At 68.0% G+C, this 8376-nt stretch carries 8 protein-coding genes; all 8 read right to left on the bottom strand.

The window, feature by feature from the left end:
- Positions 1–279: 279 nt before the first annotated feature.
- Genes ASD86_RS22625 through ASD86_RS22590 form a run of 8 tightly spaced genes read right to left on the bottom strand, consistent with a single transcriptional unit; the run spans position 280 to position 8374 of the window.
- A complete protein-coding gene (locus ASD86_RS22625; protein WP_056116178.1) occupies positions 280–1239 on the bottom strand; it encodes a phosphatidate cytidylyltransferase in 960 nt (319 codons plus the stop codon).
- Entirely contained in the window at positions 1236–1916 is a 681-nt protein-coding gene (locus tag ASD86_RS22620) for a lysophospholipid acyltransferase family protein (protein ID WP_056116176.1), read from the bottom strand. Before ASD86_RS22620 ends, ASD86_RS22625 begins: the two co-directional genes overlap by 4 nt.
- The gene (locus tag ASD86_RS22615; RefSeq protein ID WP_157477029.1) at positions 1913–2611 is read right to left on the bottom strand and encodes a CDP-alcohol phosphatidyltransferase family protein; all 699 of its coding nucleotides are present in this window, start codon (positions 2609–2611) and stop codon (positions 1913–1915) included. The genes ASD86_RS22620 and ASD86_RS22615 overlap by 4 nt, the downstream gene beginning before the upstream one ends.
- Before the next feature lie 13 nt (positions 2612–2624).
- Positions 2625–4142 (bottom strand): TIGR04222 domain-containing membrane protein, encoded by a 1518-nt coding sequence (locus tag ASD86_RS22610; protein WP_056116173.1) that lies wholly within the window; start codon positions 4140–4142, stop codon positions 2625–2627.
- Between the two features lie 11 nt (positions 4143–4153).
- Complete coding sequence (locus ASD86_RS22605; RefSeq protein WP_056116170.1) at positions 4154–4630, bottom strand: hypothetical protein; 477 nt, start codon at positions 4628–4630, stop codon at positions 4154–4156.
- The gene (locus ASD86_RS22600) at positions 4627–5973 is read right to left on the bottom strand and encodes a phosphatase PAP2/dual specificity phosphatase family protein (protein WP_056116167.1); all 1347 of its coding nucleotides are present in this window, start codon (positions 5971–5973) and stop codon (positions 4627–4629) included. Before ASD86_RS22600 ends, ASD86_RS22605 begins: the two co-directional genes overlap by 4 nt.
- Positions 5970–7730 (bottom strand): bifunctional alpha/beta hydrolase/class I SAM-dependent methyltransferase, encoded by a 1761-nt coding sequence (locus ASD86_RS22595; protein WP_056116165.1) that lies wholly within the window; start codon positions 7728–7730, stop codon positions 5970–5972. Before ASD86_RS22595 ends, ASD86_RS22600 begins: the two co-directional genes overlap by 4 nt.
- Positions 7730–8374 carry a CDP-alcohol phosphatidyltransferase family protein gene (locus ASD86_RS22590; RefSeq protein ID WP_056116163.1) on the bottom strand — a complete coding sequence of 215 codons (645 nt, stop codon included), beginning with the start codon at positions 8372–8374 and terminating at the stop codon, positions 7730–7732. The genes ASD86_RS22595 and ASD86_RS22590 overlap by 1 nt, the downstream gene beginning before the upstream one ends.
- Between the last annotated feature and the right edge of the window lie 2 nt (positions 8375–8376).

The following is an 8376-nucleotide window of genomic DNA, read 5'->3' as shown; positions in this document are numbered from 1 at the left end:
CGGTCGTCTAGCCGGACCTGCGCGCATGCGCGCGTACGGCGCTTCTTTCAACTTCTCGCCGCCGTCCATGGCGCAACTGGGGACGGCTCGGATCGCCCGGCCCGGCCATCCANNNNCGGTCGTCTAGCCGGACCTGCGCGCATGCGCGCGTACGGCGCTTCTTTCAACTTCTCGCCGCCATCCATGGCGCAACTGGCGCGGGCTTCGGATCGTCCGGCCCGGCCATCCTTGGCCGGTCGTGTAGCCGACGCGCGAGCCAATGGCTCGCAAGCGCGTCGGCTACACCCACCAATACCGAATCAAATGGAAGAAGACCGGGGCGGCGAAACACACCGAGTCCAGACGGTCGAGCACGCCGCCATGGCCTTCGATCATGTGGCCCCAATCCTTGATCCCGCGATCGCGCTTGATCGCCGACATCACCAGGCCGCCGTAGAAGCCCATCAGGTTGATGACCAGCGCCAGCGCCGCGGCCTGCAACGGCGTGAACGGCGTGATCCACCACAATGCCGCGCCCAGCGCGGTCGCCGAGGCGACGCCGCCTACGAAACCTTCGACGGTTTTCGACGGCGACAGCTTCGGCGCGATCAGGCGCTTGCCGCACAACTTGCCCCACACGTACTGCAGCACGTCCGAGGACTGCACCACGATCACCAGGAACGCGATCAGCAGCAGATTGCGTCCCTCGTAGCCGGGAATATGCAGATTGATCAGCGCCGGCACATGGGAAATGCTGAACACGCAGATCATCAGCCCCCACTGCACCTTGGCCGTGCGTTCCAGATAACGCGTGGTGTCGCCGCCGATGGTCGACAGGATCGGCAGCAGCAAGAACGCATAGACCGGGATCAGCAACGTGTACAGCCCGTACCAGTCGATATAGACCAGCCAGTACTGCAACGGCAGCGCCACGTAGAACGCCGCCAGCAAGGCGTAGTAGTCGCTGCGCCGGGTCGGCGTCAGGGTAATGAACTCGCGCAACGCGAACAGCGAGACGATCGCGAACAACACGATCATGCCGACCCGGCCGATCGCGAACGCGAGCCCGACCACGATCGCCATAACCCACCAGGCGCGAATGCGCGCGACCAGGTTGGCCACCACCTGGCTGGGCGCATCGCGGGTCTTCCAGCGCAGCCATTCGGCGATGATGGTCGCGATCAGCAACACGCAGGCCACGCCGGCGAACAGCAGCACCGAGTGCGGCCATTCGCGCACGAAACCGATCAGGTCGTTCATTCCGCCGCTCCGTGGCCGGGGTTCGCGCCGCTCGTCGTGGCGCTGCCCGCGGCATGGCCCAAGCCGTGCTCGGACAAGGCCAGCAAGGCGTTGCGCGCGCGGTCGAGGAACGCCTGTTTGTCTTCGTCGGCATGCAGGCGCAGGGTCTCGCCGAAAGTCGCGGTGCACAGCAGCGGCAGCGGCAACACTTTTCCCTTCGGCATGACCCGGGCGAGGTTGTCGATCCACACCGGCACGAATTCGAGCTCCGGCCGGCAATGCGCGAGGTGATACAGCCCGCTCTTGAACGGCAGCAACGGCTCGTCGCCCTGGTTGCGCGTGCCCTCGGGAAACAGGATCAGCGAACTGCCGCCATCGACCGCGTCGCACAAGGTGTCGATCGCATCCTGCTTGCGCTGGGCCGGGTCGCGTTCGATCAACACGCCGTTGAACACTTCGCGGATGAGATAGCGACGCAGCGCGTCGCGCTGCCAGTAATCGGCGCCGGCCACCGGCCGCACCTGGCGCCGCAACGCCGGCGGCAAGGCCGACCAGATCATCACGAAATCGCCGTGACTGACGTGGTTGCCGTAGTACACGCGGTGATCCGACGACGGCGAGCAGCGCCACAGCGCGCGCGCGCCGGTCAGCGCGCGGATCGCGCCGCTGAAGCTGCTGGCGAGCAAGTTCGAAATCATCTGGCCTCCAATTCGCGCACGATCGAACGCAGGCGCAAGCCGATGGTCACGGCCGCGCCGAGCGCGACCGCGGCCAGGGCGGCGGCGAGCAAGGCCTCGACCCACTGGGTCCATCCCAAGGCCAGACCGATCGCCGACAGCAGCGCAGCCAGACTCATCGCGATCATGCGCATGCGCCGCGACATCGGTCCTTCGGCATGTTCGCGCAAACCGCAGGCCAGGCCGAGCACGCGCACGTAAGCGGTACCGACCGACAGCAGCGATGCGGCCCAGCCCAGGTCGCTGGCCCAACTCAGCCATGGCGCCAGGCCGTAACCGACGCCGAGAAAAATCAACGTGTCGGCGAGCCGGTCGGGCGCATCGCTGTAGACCTCGCCGGCCTTGCCGACCATGCCGCCGCGACGCGCGAGCAGGCCGTCGAGGCGATTGCACAGCATCCGCCCTTGCAGGCAAACCGCCGCGAATAACAGCAGCATCACCCCGGCCAGCGGCGGATCGCGCAAGGCGAAGAAGAACGACAGCCCGGCCAATGCGGCCAGGCCGATCGCGAACAGGGAAATGCCGTTGGGCGTGGCGCCGCGCGAACGCAGCCTCGCGGCCAGGCGTATGCGCCAGTCGGGCCGCGTCGGTTCGTCCGCTGCGGTCGGCAACGGCGCGACCTCGTCGGACGGCCGGGGATCGTGGGGATCGCTCATGCTGTCGCTCCGTTCAATCGCCACCCCCGCCGCAACCGCCGCAGCCGCTGGATCCGCAACTGCTGCCGCCACTGTCGCTGCTACCGCCGCTATTGCTACTGCTGCCGCAACTGCTGCTGCCGCCGCTGCCATCGCTGCTGCTCGACACCGGCGTGCGCAGGGTGTGGTAATCGATCAGGGCGCTGTCGATCAGGCCCGCCGTGCCCATCAACGCAACCCGCGCGCCGGCTTCGGTGTCGCCAGCTTCGGTGTCGCTTGCTTCGCGACGCTTGGACAAGTCGCGATCGGCATCGTGCAGCACCCAGTCGCCGGCGCGCGAACGCCGCTTGGCGTACGCCCAGCGGACCAGCGCCAGCACGCTCGCGAGCGCGGTCAGCACCACCAGGAAACCGACCGGCTTGCCGCGCTCCACGCCGATGAAAATCTTGCTCAGGCCGAGTCCGACCAGGGCGACGATCGGCAACGTGCCGAGCAGACGCGCACGCAAGGCCTGCGCCGGATTCATCCACCAGCCCTTGCGCTGCAGCTGTTCGCCCAATTCGGCGTAGTGCTGCTTGAGCGCGCCGAGCGCGTCGTCGAGATTCTGTCGGCGCTGCACGATCCACAGCGCCTCGCGCAGGGATTCGGGAAGGGCCTGCTTGCCGCCGTCCAGGTTCGCGCGCAGCCACGCGCCGGTGCGCGCCGCATCGCGGGCGTGACCGGCGAAATCCAGACGCAGGGCATCGCGATCGAGCAGTTCGACGATCGCCACATCGGCGGCGCGTTCGGCGCCCGCGGCGAGGAAGCCCAGTTCGACGGGATCGTCGCCCTTGATGCTGCCGCGCCGGTTGGCGCCGCGCACGCGCCGCTCCAATGCGCCGCCGAGCGTGAACACGCAGCCGATCGCGGCGATGTAGAACGCGAGAAATTCATAACCGCGCCATTGCAGCGGATTGAATTGTGTCGATGCCGAGGCCGCCCATGCATACACCGCGGCACAGGCAACGCTCCAGATCCACACCCAACTGCCGACCCCACGCGGCGGCGCGGTCCAGGGCGTGACGAACCGCAACGGCGTGCGCCGGCCCGATTGCGGCTCCGCGGGTGCGGCCTGCGCCGCGCGCGACAACGCCGGATACGGCCACTGCGCCGCCGGCGGATCGCCGAAGAAGCGTTCGTAGCTGATGTAGGTTTCGCGGTATTGCTGCTGGTGCCGCTCCTGCTCCTGCGTGCCGCCGAGCGAGGGCGCGTGGTGCAGCGATTGTTCGAGCACCTGCGGACAGAAGCGCTGCCAGTAGTCGCGGGTGTCGGTCATGTGCGCGTGCCAGACCTGATCGATCAGCTCGCTCGGCGTGACCGGATGGCCGGCGGAAATTGCCAGGAAACAGAACCGCCGGTATTCCTCCAGCGCCGCCTGCGCGCCCTCGCGGGTGGTCTGGCAGGCGTGGGCGACGCGGGTCAGAAAGGCTTCGTGGTGTTCGCCGCCGAATTCGTATTGGTGCAGGCGTTGCCACAGCGCGCGCCGCGGCGCGGTCCATACATTCTCGTCCATCCCCGCTTCACTCATAGCCACACTCGCCCATAGGCCGCGACCAGCATCGCCAATTGGGCCAAAAGGCACAACGCCTGATTGCGCAGCAAGCCGCGCGCGCCGCGCCAGCGCGCTGGCCAATCGCGACCGGCGCGATCGCGCGGCAAAAGTTCCAGTGCGATCAGACTCGCGTCCAGACGTCGCGCAGCGTGCATGCCGGCCTCGCTGCCATCGCCGTGATCGGCCAGCGCGGCCAGCAACTTCGCGTCGAAATCCACCCGCACCGCGTAATACAACTGCGCCAGCCCGGCGCCGAGACTGAGTAGCAGCCACGCCGGGATGGCATCCACACCCGGCCACACCAGACCCAGCAGCGTCGCCGCCAGCACGATCAGCGAGCCATTGCGCAGATGCCGCCCCTGCGCCAGCAGCGCGGCCATCGCGCGCAGGTCGAACGCCGTGGTCGCAGCGGAGTTGTCGCTCGGCGGCGGCGTTTGCGGGTCGCTCATGCGGCGTGTCCGTCCGGAACCTGCGTGCGTGCCATCGCCGCTTCGCGCGTCATCAACCCCAGCGCGCGCCGATGCCGGTCGCGCAGCACGATCGCCGGCCGCGCCTTGCGCAGGATCGCGATCGCCTCGTCCACCGTGGCCACGCGGCCGCTGTGCAGCAGCCAGGCCGCGACCGCGGCGGCGCTGCGCGAATAGCCCAGGGCGCAGCAGACCAAGATCTCGCCGTGGCCGCGCATCGATTCGATATCGATGGCGGCCGCGCGCAACTGCTCGGCGCTCGGCGCGACCAGATCCAACATCGGCCGGACAACGTCGCCCGATCGCCACGACCGCAACGGCAACTCCGCGCTGACATCGATCACCCGCGCATAGCCGTCGCGTTCGCCGCGGCCGGGCACCCGGCCCAACCAGACTTCGTCGATCACCCACACCGGCTGCGGCGCGTTGCGCGTCCACCAGCGCGAATTGAGCCACGCGCCGAGCAGGTACGGCGTATACAACCAGAGCGCGGCCATGCTCAGACGGCCGTCGTCGCGTTTCTGGAAGCCGGCGGCGCCGAGCAACGCGTAGTTCAGCGCCACCAGCAGCAACGACAGCGCCGGCCACAGCAGCCACAGCCCCACGCCACCCAGCGCGATCGCGGCATACGCACACGCACCGGCGCCGGCCAGATAGATCAGCGCCAACCTCCAACGCTGCGGATCGCGCGCGAGCGCCGCATGCCGCCACGGCGCGGCGACACGTTCGGGCCACAGCCACACGCACAGCCAACCGGCCAGCACGCCCGTCGGCAGGTCGATGAAGTGATGCTGATACGTCGTCAACACCGACACGCCGATCAGCGCGAACCAAACGTGAAGCATCCAGCGCCAAGCGCCGCCCAGGTGCTGGGCGAAACGCACCCACAGCACGATCAGCAGCACGATGTGCAACGACGGCGCCTGGTTGAACGGCTTGTCGAAGCCCAGCAGCACGTCGAACAACCAGCCGAACACGCCGCCGGTCTCGGGCCGGGTGAAGCTGAAATGCAGCGGGAACAGCAGGAAACACGAGATCGCGACGACCTGCGCGCTCAACAACCGCAAGGCCTGGGTATCGAGTTCGCGCCGGTCGCGGCAGACGAACAGCGAGATCCCGTAGAACACGTCGATCGACCAGTACGGCACGATCGTCCAGGCCCAGAACGGCATCGCCCGTTCCCAGTCGAACACGATGCTGGGAACGTCCGCGCGCGCGGCCGCGACCGAATTGGCGTAGCCGTAGCTCAGAAAGAACAGCGGCCCTAGGAACAGCAGCCACAGCAGCGCCCGCCCCCACGGACGCCGCGCGGACGCAGCGGTCATGCGTCGACCCGCTGCGCCAGCGATACGGTGAAGATGCCCCAGGCGTCGATGCGCTGATCGATCTTGACGAAACCCGCCGCGCGCACCAGATCGTCCATCTCCTGCTGGCTGCGCCGGCGCATCACCCAAGCCTCGCCGCCGCGATGGCTGGTCAGCGCGCGGGCGATGAACTCCAGTTGCGGATGCCAGGGCTGGCCGGTGTAGACGATGAAACCGCCCGGCGGCACCGCCGCGGCCAGGCCATCGAGCGAACGCCGCACCAGCGCGTTGTCGGGAAACAACTCGTACAGGCCCGAGACCACCGCCAGGGTCGGCCGCGGGTCGAGCGCGGCCAGGGCGTTGCGGTCGAACGCGTCGCCCTGGTCGAAGCGCGCGAGCGCGCCAGCACCGAGGGTTTCGATCAAGGCGCGGCCCTTGTCGACATTGAGCTCGCTGTAGTCGCGCAAACGAATCGAATCGGCGCGCTCGTTGCCGCCGGCCAGCGCCTCGAGCGCATAGCGGCCATGACCGGCGGCGATATCGACCGCATGCACCGGCATCGAAGCCGCGCGCAGGCGCCGCATCGCTTCGCGCAGCATCTCGTGCATATGGGTGCGGCGCACGCGGATGCCGCGCCAGCCGATCGCATCGAGGTAGTTGCGATCGATCATGCGCCCCAGCGGCCCTTTGCCGCGCGCCTCGTCGCGGTAGACATAATCCAGGCTGCTGCCCGAATCGAAACCGGTGTCCAGGCCGAGCTTGATGCCTTCGGAGAAGTTGCCGCCGAAGCGCAGCCCGGCGCGGGTGAAACGCCAGCGCAGGTCGGCCAGCGACCAGCGTTCCGGAGGCCACGAGAGTTTTTCCGATTCCTCGAAGCTCGCGCCGTGACGATGCGCGTCGAGCAGATCTGCGCGGCGCAGCGGTTCGGCGAAACGCGCCTGCACGAACGCGCGGATGCGGTTGATCGCGGCGATCCGGCCCTTCTCGCCCAGAGTGTCGTGATAGAAGCCCTGCAGCAGATGGCGTTCCTTGATGCTCGATCCCAGGCGCTCGTAGAACCGGTCCTGCGGGCCGCGATGCACGACAAAATCCGAACCCGAGACCAAGAGCTGCGTCGGCACCGTGATCGCCTGCGCGTCGGCGACGATGCGTTCGGCCGCCTCATACAACCCCAACAACACCCGCACCGAAATCGGCCGGGTGATCAACGGATCGGTGCGATAGCTTTCCACCCGTTCGGGATCGTGCGTCAGCCACTGCGGCTTGACATAGCTGTTGACGAAGAAATTGCCGCGCAACTTCTGCATCAGCTTCAGGCCCGGCACCGCCAGCGGCACGTACAGCTTGACCTTGAACGCCGGCGAGGCGAGCACCAGCGCGCGCAGGCGCGGCGCGTAGTCGTGGACCCAGGTCGCGGCGACCACCGCGCCGACACTTTGCGCGATCAGCGCGGTGTCTTCGACGCTGATGCCGTGGCTGGCGCCGATGTGAGCGACGAAACGGTCCAGATCACGCACCAGCGCATCGAAACCGGGCGCATCGCCGCGATCGCCGGGCGAGCGGCCGTTGCCGCGCGCGTCCCAGGCGAAGAAGTCGGCATCCTCCATGCCCAGCTCGGCGACCAGATGCTGGACCCGGCCGGAATGCTCGTGGCCACGATGCAGCAGCACGATCGCGCGGCGCGGCTGGCCGGCGACCGGCGCGCTCGCGGGCCAATAACGATAGAACAGCGAGGTGCCGTCGAAACTGGCGAACTGGCGTTCCTGTACTTCCCTCATCAACCTTCTCCTTGTTGCGGTACTGCGGCGTCCTGCGCGGCATCATGCCGCAAACCGGCGCGCACGCGGCGCACCACGGTCAACACGCAAAGCAGACCGGCGACGATCAACATCAGTTCCGTGGCGCGCGCGCCGATCCAGCCCAGCGCGAGCAACGTCCCCAGCAAACCGACCACGAACGCGCGGTCGCTCTTGCCCATCGGCCCGTCGTAGCGGCGCGGCGCGCCGATCATCGGCCCGAGCACCCCGGCATACTCGGTCAACACCGCCAACAGCACGAACGCCAGCAACGGCGCCGGATGCAGGCCGGCGACCGCGAACAAGGCCAGGTACAAGGCGCTGTCGGACACCACATCGCACAATTCGTTGAGGTAGGCGCCCAGCCGCGATTGCTGGCCGAACTCGCGCGCCAGCATGCCGTCGACCGCGTTCATCGCCATGCGCGCGAACATCCACAGCGGAAGCAGCGCGAACAGCCACGGCCGGGCCGGCGCGCCCCAGTACACCAGCGCGGCCACGCCGAGCGAGACCGCCGCCGCCGCGGTGGTGACTTGATTGGCGGTGACGCCCAGCGCGTACAAACGCTGCACCAGCGGCCGCAGCAGCGCCTGGAAGCGTCCTTTCAAAGCGTAGATCGAAGCCATTC

Source organism: Lysobacter sp. Root690 (assembly GCF_001427785.1).
Taxonomy (GTDB): Bacteria; Pseudomonadota; Gammaproteobacteria; order Xanthomonadales; family Xanthomonadaceae; genus Lysobacter.
Note: the sequence above shows the minus strand (reverse complement) of the source record. Positions and strands in the feature narration are given on the sequence as shown.